The organism is Mesorhizobium sp. M1334 (assembly GCF_040317995.1).
In the GTDB taxonomy this organism is placed as follows: domain Bacteria; phylum Pseudomonadota; class Alphaproteobacteria; order Rhizobiales; family Rhizobiaceae; genus Mesorhizobium.
Genome location: NZ_JAMYLM010000036.1, coordinates 21,576 through 38,056, shown reverse-complemented (window position 1 = coordinate 38,056; position 16,481 = coordinate 21,576). Strand labels below are relative to the sequence as shown.

At 59.0% G+C, this 16,481-nt stretch carries 16 protein-coding genes and 3 pseudogenes; 13 read left to right on the top strand and 6 right to left on the bottom strand.

Going from position 1 to position 16,481, the window contains the following annotated elements; all coding sequences use genetic code 11:
• The 6 genes and pseudogenes from NKH17_RS31190 to NKH17_RS31170 all read left to right on the top strand — a co-directional run.
• Positions 1–422: Lrp/AsnC family transcriptional regulator (locus NKH17_RS31190; protein ID WP_352973276.1), on the top strand; the 422-nt coding region annotated here is incomplete at its 5' end.
• Positions 423–585: 163 nt separating this feature from the next.
• Positions 586–1,992, top strand: a complete 1,407-nt coding sequence (locus tag NKH17_RS31185; protein WP_352973274.1) for an aminotransferase — start codon at positions 586–588, stop codon at positions 1,990–1,992.
• Positions 1,993–2,189: 197 nt separating this feature from the next.
• On the top strand, positions 2,190–2,915 hold the full coding sequence (locus NKH17_RS31180) for a LuxR family transcriptional regulator (protein WP_352973271.1): 726 nt from the start codon (positions 2,190–2,192) through the stop codon (positions 2,913–2,915).
• A gap of 86 nt (positions 2,916–3,001) precedes the next feature.
• A complete protein-coding gene (locus NKH17_RS31175; RefSeq protein WP_352973268.1) occupies positions 3,002–3,634 on the top strand; it encodes an acyl-homoserine-lactone synthase in 633 nt (210 codons plus the stop codon).
• Between the two features lie 55 nt (positions 3,635–3,689).
• Complete coding sequence (locus NKH17_RS33545; protein ID WP_502910646.1) at positions 3,690–4,040, top strand: transcriptional regulator domain-containing protein; 351 nt, start codon at positions 3,690–3,692, stop codon at positions 4,038–4,040.
• A gap of 209 nt (positions 4,041–4,249) precedes the next feature.
• Positions 4,250–4,342: pseudogene (locus tag NKH17_RS31170) on the top strand (hypothetical protein); the annotation flags it as partial.
• A gap of 142 nt (positions 4,343–4,484) precedes the next feature.
• On the opposite strand, the gene NKH17_RS31165 reads toward NKH17_RS31170, so the two are convergent.
• Positions 4,485–4,766, bottom strand: coding sequence for a hypothetical protein (locus NKH17_RS31165; RefSeq protein ID WP_352920233.1), 282 nt, complete (start codon positions 4,764–4,766; stop codon positions 4,485–4,487).
• A 116-nt stretch (positions 4,767–4,882) separates the two neighbouring features.
• Here NKH17_RS31165 and NKH17_RS31160 point away from each other — a divergent pair, with 116 nt between their 5' ends.
• Together NKH17_RS31160 and NKH17_RS31155 are read left to right on the top strand one after the other, a co-directional pair.
• On the top strand, positions 4,883–5,116 hold the full coding sequence (locus NKH17_RS31160) for a helix-turn-helix domain-containing protein (RefSeq protein ID WP_352973267.1): 234 nt from the start codon (positions 4,883–4,885) through the stop codon (positions 5,114–5,116).
• Between the two features lie 118 nt (positions 5,117–5,234).
• Complete coding sequence (locus tag NKH17_RS31155) at positions 5,235–5,402, top strand: DNA -binding domain-containing protein (protein ID WP_352973265.1); 168 nt, start codon at positions 5,235–5,237, stop codon at positions 5,400–5,402.
• Positions 5,403–5,734: 332 nt separating this feature from the next.
• Here NKH17_RS31155 and NKH17_RS31150 read toward each other — a convergent pair whose 3' ends face one another.
• The 3 genes from NKH17_RS31150 to NKH17_RS31140 form a co-directional block, all read right to left on the bottom strand.
• Positions 5,735–6,418 (bottom strand): NADAR family anti-phage protein, encoded by a 684-nt coding sequence (locus NKH17_RS31150; protein ID WP_352973263.1) that lies wholly within the window; start codon positions 6,416–6,418, stop codon positions 5,735–5,737.
• Between the two features lie 3 nt (positions 6,419–6,421).
• Entirely contained in the window at positions 6,422–7,408 is a 987-nt protein-coding gene (locus tag NKH17_RS31145) for a phosphoribosyltransferase-like anti-phage protein (protein WP_352973260.1), read from the bottom strand.
• 1,031 nt (positions 7,409–8,439) lie between these two features.
• Positions 8,440–8,706, bottom strand: a complete 267-nt coding sequence (locus NKH17_RS31140) for a DNA -binding domain-containing protein (RefSeq protein ID WP_352973258.1) — start codon at positions 8,704–8,706, stop codon at positions 8,440–8,442.
• Positions 8,707–8,832: 126 nt separating this feature from the next.
• On the opposite strand from NKH17_RS31140, the pseudogene NKH17_RS31135 reads away from it, so the two are divergent.
• A pseudogene (locus tag NKH17_RS31135) lies at positions 8,833–9,023 on the top strand (helix-turn-helix domain-containing protein).
• Between the two features lie 299 nt (positions 9,024–9,322).
• Here NKH17_RS31135 and NKH17_RS31130 read toward each other — a convergent pair.
• A complete protein-coding gene (locus NKH17_RS31130; RefSeq protein WP_502910644.1) occupies positions 9,323–10,018 on the bottom strand; it encodes an OmpW/AlkL family protein in 696 nt (231 codons plus the stop codon).
• 183 nt (positions 10,019–10,201) lie between these two features.
• Positions 10,202–12,290 (bottom strand): annotated as a pseudogene (locus tag NKH17_RS31125) (prolyl oligopeptidase family serine peptidase).
• Here NKH17_RS31125 and NKH17_RS31120 point away from each other — a divergent pair.
• The 4 genes from NKH17_RS31120 to NKH17_RS31105 all read left to right on the top strand — a co-directional run bounded on the left by NKH17_RS31120 (position 12,281) and on the right by NKH17_RS31105 (position 16,446).
• On the top strand, positions 12,281–12,571 hold the full coding sequence (locus tag NKH17_RS31120; protein ID WP_352468292.1) for a hypothetical protein: 291 nt from the start codon (positions 12,281–12,283) through the stop codon (positions 12,569–12,571). The pseudogene NKH17_RS31125 and the gene NKH17_RS31120 overlap by 10 nt on opposite strands.
• A gap of 889 nt (positions 12,572–13,460) precedes the next feature.
• Complete coding sequence (locus NKH17_RS31115) at positions 13,461–13,610, top strand: iron-sulfur cluster assembly accessory protein (protein WP_352973256.1); 150 nt, start codon at positions 13,461–13,463, stop codon at positions 13,608–13,610.
• A 287-nt stretch (positions 13,611–13,897) separates the two neighbouring features.
• On the top strand, positions 13,898–15,160 hold the full coding sequence (locus NKH17_RS31110; protein WP_352973254.1) for a lysine N(6)-hydroxylase/L-ornithine N(5)-oxygenase family protein: 1,263 nt from the start codon (positions 13,898–13,900) through the stop codon (positions 15,158–15,160).
• 506 nt (positions 15,161–15,666) lie between these two features.
• Entirely contained in the window at positions 15,667–16,446 is a 780-nt protein-coding gene (locus NKH17_RS31105; protein ID WP_352621179.1) for a phytanoyl-CoA dioxygenase family protein, read from the top strand.
• The last annotated feature ends 35 nt before the right edge of the window (positions 16,447–16,481 follow it).

Here is a 16,481-nt window from a genome sequence, read left to right as displayed (position 1 = left end):
ACGCCTGGGATGTCCGGATTCTCTCAGAGATCCAGTCAGATGGTCGGATTTCGAAAAGCGAGCTCGCAAAGCGTGTCCACCTTTCGGCGTCGGCCTGTTCGGAACGGCTCCGCGTACTCCAAGCCGCAGGGATCATTGAGGGGTTCTACGCGCGACTCAGTCCAGCCCTCATGGGGGGCATCATCTCTATAATGGTGGAGGTGGTGCTGGATCGACACGGTTTCGAGGACCAACGGCACTTCGAGACTGCGATCCAAGACTTCCCGGAAATCCTTGACTGCTGGGCTATCGGGGGGCGCATCGATTATCTGATGCGCGTTTCATCTCCTTCTATGGCTGCGTATCAGGATTTCAGCCTTGTCGTGACAAAGCCAATGAAATCCAATTCACCGATCCCGTTGTCCGCACTACGACAACGGTAAATTCCCGAAGCCTTGGTTTCCACGGCGATTGGTGCCGATTCCGCGAATTTGTCGGCTAAAGACGTGAATTTCAGTGAAACTGAAGAGGTGTTTGCCGGTATGTTAATCGCTAAGAGGCGGCTGGCCGAGTATTCTCCGGCGCCTGATCGCTAGGAGAGGGACGATGCGCTTGAGCAATCTGGGAACCGAGCAACTCCGGGAGAAGGATCGAAGCTTCGTCTTCCATCCGTCCACGCACTTAGCCAAGCACAGTCGCGGCGAAACGCCAAACCGGATTATGGCCGGTGCAGAAGGCGTCTATATCTGGGACACGGAAGGCCGAAAGAGCCTTGACGGTTTCGGAGGGCTTTACTGCGTCAATATGGGATATGGCTGCACGGAGATTGCCGAGGCCATCGCCCGGCAAGCGCACGAGTTGCCGTTCGCCCATGTCTATGCGAGCCAAGGGACTGAGCCAGTCGCACTCTTGGCAGAGGCCGTGGTCGAATATTTCGGTCAGAATATGCGAAGGGTCTTTTTCGGCCTCTCCGGCTCCGATGCCAATGAAACCAACATCAAGCTGGTCTGGTATTACAACAACATTCTCGGTCGCCCTGAAAAGAAGAAGATCATTTCGCGGAATCGCGGTTATCACGGATCCGGGCTGGTCACAGGTAGCCTGACAGGCCTTGCCTTCTTTCACGATTTCTTCGACCTGCCGCTGAACTTGGTGCGCCATACGACGGCGCCCCACCATTACCGCCAGGCGCATGATGGCGAAAGCGAGGAAGCGTTCTCCAGGCGCTGTGCCAACGAACTTGAAGCTCTCATCCTCGCTGAAGGCCCGGAGACGGTTGCAGCCTTTATCGGAGAGCCGGTACTTGGGACCGGGGGCATCGTTCCACCCCCAAAGGGATACTGGACCGCAATTCAAGGGGTGCTTGATAAGTACGATATCCTTCTTATCGCCGATGAAGTGGTCTGCGGCTTCGCGCGAACCGGTGAGAAATTCGGCTCCCACCTCTATGGCATGCGACCGGATTTCGTGACCATCGCCAAGGGCTTGAGTTCCGCCTACCTCCCAATCTCCGGGTCAATTATCGGCGACCGGGTCTGGTCGGTCTTGGAACAAGGAACGGAAAAGCACGGCCCACTCGGCCATGGCTGGACATATTCTGGTCACACGCTTTGCGCGGCGGCCGCGCTTGCCAATATTAACTTGCTTAAGGAAAGAAACATCTTGGAACATGTTCGGGATGTCGGACCGTACTGGCATGCCCGCATGAAAGCCGAACTGGAGGGACATCCCGTTGTTGGCGAGGTTCGCGGCGTCGGCATTCTATCCGCCGTGGAACTGATGCGGGATCCTAAAGAACGGGTACCATTCGAGCCCGGACTTCAGGTCGGCGTGCGCGCCGCCGCTGCTCTGTTTGAGAATGGTGTCATCGGCCGGGCTATGCCGCATGGCGATATTCTCGGCTATGCCCCACCTCTGATCATTACCCGAAAAGAGATCGACATCATCGTCGATGCGACTGCGAAATCAGTCGATACGACCTATCGCGCGCTAAAGGCCGAAGGCGCAGTATAATTGCTGGCGCCCACCAGCATTTTTTTGCCGCGGCTGCCCGGTCCTCCCGATTGATCGCGGCCTTTGAGCGGCGAGCCCTGCCGGTGCACCTCCCCGCCGGCAGGGCGCATTTTTGAGACGGCGCACGTCCACCTGGGCTTGCTGCCACCTGCAAGCAAGTTTCCGAAGACCCAAGGAAGGTGCTGACAAGGACAGCTATGCAACCTGTCTTCGAAAGATTTCTGGAACGGCTTTGGGACAGCGTCGATGAGGTCGATTTCCGCATCGCTCTCGCCGATGTGGCCTCACAATTGGACCTGCTCGCCTTTGCCTACCTCTCGCTGCCGCCGCGCTCTAGGGACAAGCCCACGCTGATCTCGAACTATCCGGCGCCCTGGACAGCGCGCTATCTTCAGCACCAGTACCAGAGTGTCGACCCCGTCATAGTGCGTGCCCGCTGCGGCGGATACCCATTTCGATGGGGCTCCGCACTACTGGGGGTTGAGCCATCAGAAGCCGAGCAGAGGGTCTTTGACGAAGCGGCGCAGTTCGGCATTTGCTGTGGTTTGACGATCCCGATTATCGATCACCGCGGCCATTTTGCGGCGATGACCTTTGCCGCTGACGAGCGCGATCCTGCATTTTTCCGCGTCGCGGAACGCTATGAAGACGATCTCCCATACGTTGCAACCTGTTTTCACATGTTCGCTCGACGAAAACTGTCCGCTGACCGGATCGTCGATGGCGTGCCTTTGACGGCGCGCGAATACGAGTGCGCGCAATGGGCAGTACGTGGCAAGACGGCCTGGGAGATGGGCTGCATCCTTGGGATCACACAGCGCACGGCCGAGTTTCATCTCGATAACGCCCGCAGGAAGCTCGGTGTAAGGACCAGAAGCCAGTTGGTTGCGCTTCTCACCATTTCGAAATCCTCGTATCGCTGATATTCTACCTGTGCAACTGCACAGGCAGCGCAAGCGCAAAGCTTCGCCTCCAATACCGGGGAATTTTCCCCGCGAGGAGGCTCTTGATGATCCAGCTGATTGCACCAGACTGCTACGAGGAATTTGCGGACGACCTGCATGCAATGCATCGCCTGCGCTACCGCGTCTTCAAGGAGAGACTCGACTGGGAGGTGAGAGGAGGTGGCGGCTACGAGATCGATTCCTTTGACGCGTTGAGACCTCACTACCTGTTGCCGCGCGGTTTCGACGGTTCTGTCGATGGCTGCATGCGCCTTCTGCCCTCCACAGGGCCGACAATGCTTCGCGACACCTTTCCCGTACTGTTGGACGGAAAGACGCCGCCTGAGCTGCCGAGCATATGGGAAAGTAGCCGCTTCGCGCTCGACATTCCCTCGTCCGCACCAAAGGGAGCGGGCGGCATTGCGATCGCAACCTATGAACTTTTCGCCGGCATGATCGAAGTAGGCCTCTCGCGCCAGCTCAGCCATATTATAACCGTGACCGACTTGCGCATGGAGCGCCTCCTTCGTCGCGCCGGCTGGCCGATTGAGCGAATCGGAGAGCCGCAAACCATTGGCGTCACCCGCGCCCTGGCAGGCTATCTCGAAGTCTCGCCGCCGATGCTCCATGTGGTGCGGCAAAACGGCGGCATTGGCGGTCCGGTGCTGTGGGCGCCGGTTCTTGGCCAGGTGGCATGAGATCACGCGATGAAGGCGGGCAGGGGAGCACGGTCATGCCTATCCGTCACGCCAGTTGCCGATCAGGACTGGCAGGAACTCCTCCTATGACTGCACCGCTCAGTTGACGTTGCGTGGCTGGGCCTGGGAATTCTTGCGTCACAACCCGGCATTCCAGAGTGACCTGCTCGCTGCGCTCCAGCAGGCCCATACACTGTCTCGCGGAGCCCTTATCGACGTAAACGCTTCGGCCGGCGATCTCTCGCGCTGGGGTGTTTTGGCTGAGTCCTACAGTCGCGGTGCGATGTTCTGGTGTCCGCGCCGGTGCGCCCGTGTATTGCCTGTCGTTGCGCAACAGCCGTCCGCATCGCCAACCGCATCGCCGTTCGACCTTACCGCCTGTCATGTCGTGCGACAGTCCTGCTGAGGCCCGACGAGAGCCAGCACGTCCTTTTTCCCAATGGGGCGCATAGACTCCAGCTCGCAGTTGCCGGTGCGGATATCCTGCGGCCCGTTTGCCTGCGTGCTGAGGCGATTTGGCCCGCAACACATTTAAAGCATCGCTTGTGAGCTCGAATGCCTTAACATTCTTTGTGCTGAGGGCGAATTGCCCGCCCGCTTGTTTCCGCCCGAAAGATGCGGCGCCCGAATGACCTTTGTTCTCGCGCGCTTGACGGATCGCTCGCCGGAGCCTCACATCGCGAAATCGCTGAGGCGCTGATCGGTCAACGGCGCGTCCACTCCGACTGGAACGATCCTCGCGATCACCTGCACGATCGCATGCGGCGCCGTTTCTCGTGGCCGCGCACTGATGAATGGCGGGTACCTGGACTTCCTCGTCTGAAACAGGCGTGGCAATCCGCGCTATATTTCAGCCGCCGAACAGGTGCTTGCTGCCGGTCGTCACTATCCAATTCGCGCGATCTATATGGCTGCGAACAGCCTTGCGGGCGCGGACCGGTTCAAGGATCGGGTCGATGCCGAGAATGCGATCGGCCATTTCCTCTACGCTGGCATTGTAGGCGCAGGCGTCAAGGATGCGCAGGTAAACGCTCCGATGCTGCCTGTCGTAGCTCGTGATGCTGTCCGACCAGGGGACTTCGTCGCACAGAGTCGAGCGTCGAGTCTTATCTGTTCCCGTTGAACCATTCATGCCTGCTGCCAACCTCGCCTGTTGAGCGCTGGATCCAACGCAGCATATCCCAAAATGGGATAATCCAAAACCGGGATTAGTCGCTGAGCCGGTCTTTACCTGACCGGTTCGCCCGCATGCCCAAATCCCTTCGATCGCCCCGCCACCGGCGGTTTCTGGCCCAGCTGGTTTCGCTGCGCAAGGCCAAAGGCCTGACCCAGGCGCAGGTGGCTGAGAAGCTTGGTCGTGCGCAATCCTTCGTGGCCAAGTACGAAGGCGGAGAGCGGCGTCTCGATGTCATCGAGTTTCTCGAGGTAACCCTGGCTCTTGACGCTGACCCCTGTGAGATTCTGTCGAGCTTCCGGTCCTAGCGGGCCCGCGCGCCTAACCGCGCTGACCGAACCGAGCCAGCTTTTCTTCGGCGGGCTCAGGCGGTTTCGGCCATTCGGCTTCGCCCCTGACGCGGGGAGGCCTTTCGGCTACTGAAAGATGCGGCGCCCGAATGACCTTTGTTCTCGCGCGCTTGACGGATCGCTCGCCGGAGCCTCACATCGCGAAATCGCTGAGGCGCTGATCGGTCAACGGCGGGTCCACTCCGACTGGTACGATCAGTCATGGCGATCAACATGCGTCGCTTGCGGCGGAACTCCCTTCTAGATCCGCCGCGGCATCCCGCAACCATTCGCTGTCGCTTCGGGTCCTCCTCTTCGTTCCGGTCCTTCGGATGCGGTCCGCCTTCGACCGCGGGTCTTCCGGTCGCGTCTCGCCGAAAGGCGCGCGATTGAAGAGCGGAGGACGAAACCATGCGTGCAAAACATCATCAGCCGGCTGGACCATGACCGCCGGGGCAGCAGCTCGCGTCGAACCAGACAGCTTCCAACCCCTTCGCTTTCACAAGTCCAGACACAGCCGCAGTGGAAAAGACGCCGCGACGCCAGCCGTCGGCCGCTCAGCGCCAAACAAACGCAGATGCGTCATGAATAAGAGGGCTAGAGTAACAACCCCTGTATAGGCTTTTTGCTAGATTCTTCAGCTGTCGATTGAGTGATCTTGTCTGTAGTAACGGCTGGATCCGCCCGAGTATGCGCCTTGAGGGCCATGCGCTTTAAGGTCGGAATTTGCCGACCTAGGAGCACGAAATGCGGGATGTCGAGCGGTAGCACCTCGGCGATCCGATCCGGGTCGCTGCGCAAGACCTCGCGCAGCTCCATCAAAAGTCTGCCCAGGACATTGCGGCCCGCTAGATGATCGTCTTCTGCTGCCTTTGCGCCCCAATAGTCGTCTTTGCGCGAATCCTCAACTATTGGTCGGTCGCCCGTCGCCAGCAGAAGCGCCGAGAAGGTCTCCCAATTCTGCGCCAGCTTCACCCGAAGACACCAGCGCATCACCTGAACCCGGATATCCTCCCAATCCGGCCGGGAATCCTTACGATATGGCTTGGATTTCATCTTGGCTGTCATCGGACTGGTTTCGTCGATGACTATCCGCTGGATGTCGGGCCTATGTGGGAACCGACACGCTTGATAGAGGGCTTCGGATGTGCGTATCAGCTGACCCAGCATTGTGATCGGAAATCCCGGCGCCATGTTCGATAGGCCGCCGAAATCCTCAGTCGTCTTGCGGAAGCTGATGACTTGATCGCGTTGATAGCTTCGAAATTCGGCTTGGGCCATGAGCTAGTTCGTTTTCCTCGGGAACAAAGGATACCATGGATTGCCCGCCCATAACACCAAAGGGGCGTTGTTAGGGCAATTGCGATAGGTAACTATCATTGACCCGAATCCCGTCGTTCCCATCATGCTGTTTCCGAGGGGGCGCATATAGACGTTTAGGTAAGGGCACATGGCGCGCACTCCAACGCCGGACACCAGAAATTGCTGTTCAAGCAGCGCCCGGCCGTTTTCGGAGGAGAAAAATCCCAAACCTCCAACTTGACCGGGCGTTCGAAAAACCGGTTCCAGATTTAGGCCCTGCACATAGGCCGCCGTCGCGGGATCGGCAGGAGTCGTTGTAGGTCGCAGCACGTCGGAATTGGTCATATAGGCCTTCCGATCCTCGATCTGGAATACGCGCCACCATGTCACGTTGATACTTTTGCCTGCCTCCTTAGCCGCCTCAGCAATGTCCTTACCTGTTCGCCACTCGCCAAGTAGATGATTTGCAATGGTGACAATAGCGAGCTTGGCTTGCTGGGGAGCGGCCTCCTTGATCCATTTGACGACATCATGCCTAATCCGCCCACCAGAGAACAAGACATCATCGATATACAAAAAGGTATCTGGCGCGTTACCGCCGCAGTCGGCAATCTTCGAGCCGAAGGTATTCTGTAGCGCCTTGTCGAATATCGACAACATATCCCTTTGGCTATTTCCCGCCGTTTGAAGCTGCAATACCTTAACGTTTTTCCAGAATTCTTTGGGATCGCCGCCGGTAAGTTCTTTACTGACTGTGATTTGAGAGAGGAAATCGGCGACAGTCTTGCGGGTGAAATAGGTTTTGCTAAACACATGTCCAAGCTCTGCAAGGACTGGCTCTTGGGACGCTCCGGCAAATTGACGAACCCATTTATCTACATGGGCGGTGCCCATCGATGCAATCTCGCCCTCACGATAGTCCGCAATCTGTTCGACTACTCTCTCAAGCAATTCTTTGCGCGTCGTCACCCCAACCTCCCTCGCACCGGATCAGTTTCCCCATCTGCGACTCGCAGCGAAGTTGCATACTAAGGGCGGATCCGACCATCGGTCGGGGGACGGCTTTGGTCAAATGTGATGTTTATATCGCCGTCATCTGGCTTTTAGATGACCGAGCGCTGTTGCGCCCAGACGAGACGGCGGTTGTGTATCCGTCTCGGCGTAGTCGCGCTCATTTTCAAACGCCGATGTTGCGTGCGATGCTGTCGGCCGCCCTGCGCTTATAGGCCTGGAATGGTGAATGGAGTTTGCGTCGACCACAACAGATCCTGCACCTCGAACTCATAGATCGCATCCATGCCCAGGTCTCCAAAGGCAACCAGCCGCCGCAACGTCAAACAGGCCGCGGGCATCGGAAGTTTCAGGAATTGTGGGCGCCTGGGTCCGCAGGTCCCGATTTGAGCCAGGTCCAAAATTTAATGCACCGTTCACTCCAAGGCGGATTTCCGAACAGCTATGGCTGGTGCGGCCGCAGAACTTGAGCTTCTCATCTTTGCCTATTCCCTTATCATCACCACTTTCCAGCAAACCCCGGCTGATCTCGAACTATCGATCTCGCGGGGCCACTCAGTATCTGCAAAACCGATATAAGAGCGTCCATCCCGTGATCATGCGTCTTGCAGTTGTTACAGCACCGGTGTCTTCATCATCAGGATCGCCATTCGACTTGGCGGCGCTGCCCTGCCGTGCAGCGGTCCTGCTGGCGGGCGACGACCGCTACATCTCGTGTTGCCGCGTGCCGACTAGCACGTCTCTTAGGCGACCCGCCCGACTCCAAATCGACCCAATCTGGCCCAGTGGAACAGTCTCAATGCACACGGACGCCCGCCAAATCCCTGTTTAGCCGGTAGCCGTGGTCGCCGCTTAGTCCCTAGGCTCTCGACGGTTCGCTTGCGGGGCTTCGCACCGGGACCGGCCAACTGGAATGCCCTCGCGACCATCTGGCGGCCGCATCCGCCGCGGCATTCACCGCCGCCATCCGGATTGCATCGCGCAGTTCGTCAGCTGGCGAACAATTCCTTGTAGCCGGTTGTCAACATCCAGTTCGCGCGGTCGAGGTGACTGCGAAGAGCCTTCCGTCCGCGCTCCCGTTCGCGTGCCGGATTGATGCCGAGGATCTGATGCGCCATTTCCTCTTCGCTGGCGTCGTCAGCGGATGCGTCCAAAAGCCTAGTATAGGTCGTGAAATGCTCCTTGTCATAGGTCGTGAGGCCATCCGACCAAGGGACTTCGTCGGCAATCGGCATGTTTGATTTAGACTGTAACATCGCTGGATTTTCTATCTCCGGAAAAGGGCCTCCGAAGCCCTCTCCGCCAGCGGATTCGGATGCTCAATGTGGATTACAAATTATAGCTGATAAACTCAAGCTGCCCAATCTGATGGCTCGTCGTGCATGGATATGCTCAAGTTGGTCGGAAGGAATCTACAGAGAATCAGCAAAGGAAGCGTCCGACGCAGGAGCAGCTTGCCAAGATTTCGGGGTTCATCCAGCAGTACATCAGCGGCTTGGAGAAAGGCCGAAGAAATCCGACGATGATCACGATCTATGAACTGGCATCGGCTCGGCCCAACAAACAGGCCTGACACACCCGACGCCAACTGGTTTAGGGTGGGCAATCTCGGTCATTCGGCTTCGCGCCCGTTCGAGGGGGCGCTCAATCACCACCACCTGCACGACGGTCTCACCTACCTTCCGAGATTCGTGTCCGTCAGCGCGAACCGCCGCGGCATCGGCGGTGTAGCGAATGACCGTTTCCGGCCCAGCAAGGCCGCTCCTCGAATGATCCGGGTCGATTCCCTTCTGTAGGGCCGACCGTAGAAAGGGCGCACGAGGCGCCCTCATTTCAGATCGGCTGTCGGAAAGCCGCCTTTGCCTTTCGCTATCAGAAGCGGTAGGTGACACCTGCGCCTATCAACCACGGATCGAGAGCGGCCTTCCCCGTCAGCTTCGCGCCGTCCACCGTGACGTCGAAGTCTGGCTTGAGGAAAAGCTTTTTCACGTCGAAGTTGACGCCCCAGTGCTGATCCACCATGTAGTCGAATCCGACCTGCAGCGCGGTGCCGAACGTATTCTTAACCTTGAGAGCATCGGCACTGCCGGCACCCTGGTTATAGAAGATCGTGTAGTTCACGCCGGCGCCTACATAGGGCTTGAACGCGCCGAAATCGGTAAAATGATACTGCAATGTGAGCGTGGGCGGCAGCAGCCAAACCTTGCCGATGTTGCCCAGCGCGCCGATCGCTCCTTGGCCCTCGATGTTGGCGTAGGTGGTGCCGAGGATAAGCTCGGCGGCGATGTTGTCCGTGAAGAAATAGGAGATATCGAGTTCCGGCGTCACCGTGTTCGAATAGGAAAGATCGGAGCCGGGCACTGCATTGACGTAGCCCGAATCCTCAGTGACGACCCCCAACGCACGCAAGCGGATCTGCCAAGGGCTTGGCGCTTCCGTGACCGAGGCTCCTGCCTGCGGGACGCTCGCGGCTTGCGCAAGCTCCGCCGCGACGGCCTGCTGTCCCACCACCATGAGGATGACGGCCGCTGTTACTCCCCGCGCCACGCCCATTCGCTTTCTCGCCATGATATTCTCTCCTTGCTGTTTAGAAATGATGCACTACGAAAAGTCTTGCTCGAATTGCGTGAGATTGGCGGAGCGCTCAGCGCAGTTTGCGTGGGACCGCGCACACATTATTCGCGCCGTGCTCGCAATCATCGACCTGTACTCACTGATTGAAACGTTGCTTTTTGTCTGGGTCCCGCCCACCTATCGAACGCCATCAGCTTGCCAGCCGATCGCACTGCGAAGGAAATTAGTGCCCAAGGCAATGAATGCGGCCCGCTCCCGATTGTTCTTGCCGTAGCCGTGCCCGCCCGCGCCGGGCTCATAGAAGTAAGCGGGATAGCCAAGCCTGCAGCTTTGCGGCCATCTTACGCGCGTGGCCCGGGTGGACGCGGTCGTCCCGCTTCGTGGTGGCGAGCAGGATCGGCGGATAGGGCTGCCCCGGCGTTGCGGCGTGATAGGCGGAGATTTCCTTTAGGAAAATCCATTCCTCCGGCTTGTCGGGATCGCCATATTCGTCAATCCAGCTCGCGCCCGCCAAAAGCTTGGTGTAGCGGCACATGTCGATAAGCGGCATTTTGCAGAACAGCGCGCCGAAACGCTCAGGATAGCGGGTAAGCATGTTGGCGATCAGAAGGCCGCCATTTGAGCCGCCCTCGGCGGCAATCCGCCTCGGCAGCGTAATGCCCCTTCGCACGAGGTCGGCGGCAACGGCGGCGAAATCGTCATGGGCGAGACGCTTGCCCTCCCTGCGCCCGGCCTCGTGCCAACGGGTGCCGAACTCTCCGCCGCCCCGGATGTTCGCCACCACGCACGTGCCGCCGCGTTCGAGCCACAGCTTGCCGAGCGAGGAGTTGTAGTGGGGCAGGAGCGATATGCCGTACCCGCCGTAGGCGGTGAGGTGAACCGGGGCATCCCCGTTCCCGTTCGCCGGACCGACCTGCGTGTAGGGGATCATCTCCCCACCGGTCGAGACTGCCTCGTGGCGCCTGACCACCAGCCCGGATGCGTCGAAATTCTCCGGGTTGCGCTTCAGGATTACTGGAGCGCCGAGAGGCGCCGCGGCATTGAGGTCTAATACAAGAAGCTTCCGCGGCTTGATCGGGTCCTGAGCCGAAACGAGGACCTCTCCGTTGGTCTCGTGATGTTCCGCATCGAGCGACCGAAGGTGAACAGTCCCTTCGGCGGGCACGGTGTCCAGCACTCGGCGCGTCCATTCCTGGCGGTCGGGGGTGAACATGGCGAAACGCGGAACGAGGTAGACGAGGTAGGAGATAATGAGCTTCCCGTTATTCCAGAAGAATGAGTGCAGCGAGCGCCTGTCGCCTGGTTCAAAGAGGGTGGCAAAACTGCGCTCGCCGGCGATGAAGGAGGAAAGCGAGATACCGATCAGCGCGTCCGCGGCATGGGTCGTCCCTCCCACTGTCCACGGCTTGCCCGGCTTTACCGCCAGCCAGTCGCCGAAGCCGCTCCACGAGGCGTCCTGAGGAAGGTCGATCCGCATCTTCGGCCCGCTCCTGTCGCCGATTCGGCCGATCTTCTCAAAGAAGGTCGCCTGCTCGATGAACCAAAGGCGCTCGCTCTCGGCGGTGCGGTCCAGATGGCAGGACACGCCGAGGGATTCGGGACCGGTCTCGAAGATTACCGGCGCGTTGAGCGGATCCGCGCCACGTTTCCACAGCCGCACGGTGCGCGCGTAGCCGCAACGGGTGGCCATGCCATCACCAAACGCACTGGAAAGCAGAAGCGTGTCAGGATCGAGCCAATTTACCCCGCCCTTGGTCTCCGCGAGGTTGAAACCGTCGGCGACGAAGCTAAGAGACTCCAGATCGAATTCGCGATGCACGACCGCCTCGCTGCCGCCGCGCGAGAGGCGTACAACGGCTCTTTCCCGTCTCTCTGGCTCGATCAACGCGCCCCCCCAGACCCAGTCCTCTCCGTCGCTAGCGGCGAGGGCGTCCACATCGACCAGGAGCTCCCACTGGGGATCCGCCTTCATGTAGGCGGCAAGGGTGGTTCGGCGCCACAGTCCGCGCGGATTTCCGGCATCTTGCCAGAAATTGTAGAGGTACGGGCCGCGGCGGGTGATCAAGGGAATCTTGTCAGGACGGTCGAAGATCGCTGTCAGGGTGTCACGGTCGCGATCGAACTGCGTTACACCGAAGTGCCCCAGGGTTCTGGCCGACTGGCTGGCGGCCCAGTCAAGTGCCCGTTCGCCTTCTACATCTTCGAGCCAAAGATAGGGATCATCGTCGGGAGCATTCAGCGTTGGGCGGAAATCGAATGCGGTCATGTCCGGATAACCCGAAGAGTGATGTCGCCTGGAAAACAGGCGCAAAGTCTTCCGTCGGCCCGGGAAAGCTCAGTTTTCGCGGCTGCGACCGCATGTTCGGCGCGCATGATCATGGGATGATTTCTCCTGTGTCCGTGCCGCAGCGCGTTTTGCGGACTGCGTTGCAGGTGTCGTGCCAAATGAGAAAATCATTTCAGAACAATGCGATCACCCTGATGGCGCTGTGTCTCATGTCCGACATCGTCGAAGATCCGACAACGAATGCAGCCGTGACCGCCTGATAGAACCTCCTGTGCGAGCTCGGTGGGCACTGCGGAATAAGCAGTGAAGCTCCCGCGAAACTGGCCGAGCTTCGGATGGACATCGGCGACGGGGCGCTCGACGACCACTACGTCGCCGGTGTCGGGCGCGGCACGCCTGAGGACTCCGCGGCGGCGATCATCGAATAACTGCGTTTACGACGGCTCCATCCTGGCCCACCGGTGGGCGCGCAAAAGACTGCTTTGCGGCCTTATCCCTCCGCCTGGATTGAGTCGCAGGGACCGAATGGCGCACGTGCTTTTGGATCGACAGAGTGGTCATCCGCAATTGTCTTCCGGCTATCTTTACAGAGATTCGACAATCCAGTTGGTGAAGGTCCCCAGATCGCGCAATCATTGATGCGCTTAGGTCTGGGCATGCGCCCATCCGCAACCATCTCATCAAGAGCATCGATCCGACGCCAACATAGAGAATTGCTTCCCCATGAGAGAGGCGTCGCGACGGACATGAGATTGCGTCTTCATGATCGCGGCCTCCGAGGATGTCGGGATCGAGCCACTGCAACGGGGCACGATAGGGCGAAGCACCTGGCAGCTCTTGCAACTGCCGACCTCTATGGGAGAAGGCACATCGCGATCTGTCCGGCAGAGACACCAGCTTCTGCACTGTCCGTTCATGAAGACTTCGTGCTGGTCTCATAAGAGAAGTATTCTGGTGCAGAAGGTGCCCGATTAGCTATTCGGAAAAAGGCGGCATCGACGTGCAAATCGGGCGCCGCCGTGAGGCGTTCCCCTCAATGTCGGATTTCCGACAGGATCGCAAATCTGCCAACCCATTGTTATATAAAATTTCCTTCTCTGGCACGGCCCATGCATGGGACTCTGCGAACGCACCAGCGAGACGTCGTCCATGATCATGCGCACACAAAATGCCGTCGCCGCAGTGAAAACCGCGCTCTCGCCTGCCATCAAGCCGCCGAAAGGCCGGCGCGTCATGGTCGAGGCGGGCGATTGCGCCGGCTTCAAACACCTTAATGGGCCTGGAAAGCTCCTCGCGTGACGGCGACGGGGGCATCCAGACGGGCGGAAAGGACATATGTCGTTGCCCCACGTCGCCGGCATGACCCGTCGATTGTCACCGCGCTGGAATGCTCGGGTCTACATTCGATGACCCGAACGCGCTGGACAAATTCTCGCAAACCCGGTCGGGACCGGGGCTCGAAACGTCCGCGAGGGGCCCAATGGCTATGGCCGATATTCGCCGCGAACAAGCCGCCTAGTGGGAAGACTCTATAGGAGGAAGCAGTGGAGTTATCTTGCGTTGGGGTCGGTGCTGGGCCGTCTAATTTGAGCCTTGCGTGTCAGATACACGAGCAAGTTGGGCAAGGGGCACTGTTCCTGGATCGGCAGGTCGACTTCCGCTGGCATCCAGGCATCGCATTCGATTCCTCGGAGCTCCAGGTCAGCCACTTCAAGGATCTGGTCACACTGGTGAATCCGCGATCAGCCTACACTTTCGTAAACTTCCTGCACGAGAACGGGCGTTTGTACCACTTCCTGAACGCACAGTTCGAGGCTGTGTTCAGAGCTGAGTTTGAGCAGTACCTGAACTGGGCCTTCCACAGGAACCCACTTGTCCATGGCGGCGAGACCGTGCACGAAATCCGCTTTGACGGCGAGTTTCGGGTGCGGACGGATAAGGCGGTTCTCGGCGCCAGAGACGTCGTGGTCAGCATTGGCAAGCAGGCGCAAATTCCGCCTCAGTTTCAGGGCTGGACTGGACGCAACCTGTTCCACTCATCTGTTTTACTGCACATCCATCCCGAGGTGCGGAGAAAGCATGTCTGCGTGGTTGGCGGAGGCCAGTCGGGAGCCGAGGTGATGTTGCACCTTGTCGGCCTTCCGAAAGATCGGCGGCCTGCCTCGATCACTTGGGTCTCGCAGCGTGAGAACTACCTGCCTCTTGACGACAGCCCGTTCACAAACGAGTTGTTCATGCCCTGCTTTTCGGATCGTTTCGCGGCGATGAACGAGTCGCAGCGTAAGCTGCTCCTGCGGCGTTTCGTGCTTGCCTCGGACGGCATTTCGGAAAGCACGTTGCGCGCGATCTATCAGGCGCTGTACCGCCACGCGTTTGTCGAGCCAAACCGATGCGACATCACACTGCGGCCGGGCTGCACCGTCTCGCACTGCATCAACGCCGGACCGGGTCACAGGCTGACCCTGCAGCACGGCATGGACGAGGTCGAAGAAGTCACGGCTGACATCGTCATCCTGGCCACCGGTTACGAGAACGCGGTGCCAGACTTCTTGGAACCCATCGCGCACCGGCTGGAGCAGATCGACAATGAATTAGCTATTCGCGAGGATTTTTCGGTGAGCTGGGACGGACCGCGTGACAGACGCATCTTCATACAAAACGCGAGCCTCGGGCAGCGCGGCCTGGCGGATCCGAACCTAAGCCTGCTGGCCTGGCGCGCGCGCCGCATCCTCGATAGCCTTCTTGGGCGCGCGCCATGCGCGAACCCCAAGCATCCTGGCTTCATCAGCCATACATCGATCGAGAACTGGCCCGCCCCCGCAGCCGAAGAAATGGGCAGCGGGATATGACTCGTAGACTTTTGATCATCGGCGGTGGCATCCTAGCAATGATGTCCGCCTCCGCTGCGGCGGAGGCCGGAGGCTTCTCCGAAATCATCGTGACCGAACAACCCCTTGGACCAAGCGGCGCATCGCATTATTCTGGGGGCGTGCATTTCCCCTACGGTTGTCAAGACCGTACCAGGTCGCTCACTCGAAAGAGCGCCGTGGTCTTGGCGGCCATGGCTGGGTCGGCGGTCAGCGGATGGTGCCGGCCTTTAGCGATGCGTGTCGTGGCTGGACCGGGTGAAGCGATTGATCCGGCCCAGTTTACGGAACCCCTGGACCCAGCTGAGCCTGACATAGGCAGTCTCGCGCCGAGCTTCTGCGGACAATGTCCGCCGGAGCGGAACGCACTTAGCATTGCCGTCCCACATGACGTGAGTCCGTCTCCGTGGACCCGCAACTTGACCAGCGCCCGACTGCCCTAATTGGGATGTCCGACCAACCAGTCTTTCCAACAGGAGGCTTTTCGCATGTTGACTGATGCACAAAGAGAAAAGTGGCAGAAAGACGGATACGTCAGGCTCGAAAGGTTCTTCGCTCCAGCGGCTCAGGAAGATATCTCTACTTTTGTCGAAGATATGTCACGCTGGGATGTCAGCGATGATAAATGGCTCATGTGGTTCGAGAAGACGACGGACAATCGAAAGATCATCTCCAAGATCGAGAATTTTCTCGACTTCCATGATCCATTGCGTCGTTTGCTCTTAGAAGATCAGCGCATAAAGTCAGCGGTCGAGGATTTGCTTGGCGAAGATTCGCGCAGGCTCAAGGAGTTGCTGATTTTCCACTACCCCGACAGCGGCGGCTATCTCCCGCATCAGGACATTTATCACATTCCACACAAACTCCCCGACCGGATGGTCCATGCGGTGGTTGCCATAGGCATCGACGACTCCGACCCGGAAAACGGCGGGCTTTTCTTCAGCCCCGGCAACCACAAGAAGGGGGTGTTTCCCATGGATGCCGGTGGGGTGATCGATCCTCAAGTTGCCGAAATGTTCTCCTGGGAACCCGTAGTATGGAAGGCTGGCGACATCTTCATCTTCGACGATTACGCACCGCACTACTCACGACCGAACAAAAGCAACCGTTCGCGGCGGACACTCTACTTGGTGTTCCAGCGTGCTTCAACCGGTGGACCGACCCGCGCTGAATATAACGTGCTTAAGCGCGCCCTGAACCCGCCCGAGGGCAAAGTGGCCGATCTCGACAAACTCAAGCCCCCAAATGGCATTTTCTATCGCGATTGAGCTCACGCAGCCAGGCGGAGGCATGCACACGAAAC

Coding starts and splice junctions, on each gene's coding strand:
- NKH17_RS31180 (WP_352973271.1), top strand. CDS start 2,190: ATGCAACCTGTCTTCGAAAGATTTCTGGAACGGCTTTGGGACAGCGTC.
- NKH17_RS31155 (WP_352973265.1), top strand. CDS start 5,235: ATGCGGCGCCCGAATGACCTTTGTTCTCGCGCGCTTGACGGATCGCTC.
- NKH17_RS31175 (WP_352973268.1), top strand. CDS start 3,002: ATGATCCAGCTGATTGCACCAGACTGCTACGAGGAATTTGCGGACGAC.
- NKH17_RS31150 (WP_352973263.1), bottom strand. CDS start 6,418: ATGGCCCAAGCCGAATTTCGAAGCTATCAACGCGATCAAGTCATCAGC.
- NKH17_RS31140 (WP_352973258.1), bottom strand. CDS start 8,706: ATGTTACAGTCTAAATCAAACATGCCGATTGCCGACGAAGTCCCTTGG.
- NKH17_RS31130 (WP_502910644.1), bottom strand. CDS start 10,018: ATGGCGAGAAAGCGAATGGGCGTGGCGCGGGGAGTAACAGCGGCCGTC.
- NKH17_RS31185 (WP_352973274.1), top strand. CDS start 586: ATGCGCTTGAGCAATCTGGGAACCGAGCAACTCCGGGAGAAGGATCGA.
- NKH17_RS31120 (WP_352468292.1), top strand. CDS start 12,281: ATGCGGTCATGTCCGGATAACCCGAAGAGTGATGTCGCCTGGAAAACA.
- NKH17_RS31160 (WP_352973267.1), top strand. CDS start 4,883: ATGCCCAAATCCCTTCGATCGCCCCGCCACCGGCGGTTTCTGGCCCAG.
- NKH17_RS31115 (WP_352973256.1), top strand. CDS start 13,461: ATGATCATGCGCACACAAAATGCCGTCGCCGCAGTGAAAACCGCGCTC.
- NKH17_RS31165 (WP_352920233.1), bottom strand. CDS start 4,766: ATGAATGGTTCAACGGGAACAGATAAGACTCGACGCTCGACTCTGTGC.
- NKH17_RS31105 (WP_352621179.1), top strand. CDS start 15,667: ATGTTGACTGATGCACAAAGAGAAAAGTGGCAGAAAGACGGATACGTC.